The 203-nt window shown below is 52.2% G+C and carries 1 tRNA gene; it reads left to right on the top strand.

Annotated elements, in window-relative coordinates:
- The first annotated feature begins 59 nt into the window (after nucleotides 1-59).
- A tRNA-Trp gene (locus GQY55_RS30920) sits at nucleotides 60-133 on the top strand.
- The last annotated feature ends 70 nt before the right edge of the window (nucleotides 134-203 follow it).

Genomic DNA, 203 nt, shown 5'->3' with positions numbered 1-203 from the left:
TGTAAATCTGTTCTCGTACGAGTTCGGTGGTTCGAATCCATCAGCCTCCACCAGTACCTAGGGGCATAGTTTAAAGGTAGAACAGCGGTCTCCAAAACCGTTAGTGTGGGTTCAATTCCTGCTGCCCCTGCCAGATAACTTTATATTGTGGCGGTCGTGGCGAAGGGGTTAACGCACCGGATTGTGGCTCCGGCATTCGTGGG

It is taken from the genome of Paenibacillus sp. USDA918EY, from assembly GCF_009870825.1.
In the GTDB taxonomy this organism is placed as follows: domain Bacteria; phylum Bacillota; class Bacilli; order Paenibacillales; family Paenibacillaceae; genus Paenibacillus_AQ; species Paenibacillus_AQ albilobatus.
The sequence above is the reverse complement of the archived record's forward strand: the minus strand, read 5'-3'. Positions and strand labels throughout refer to the sequence as shown.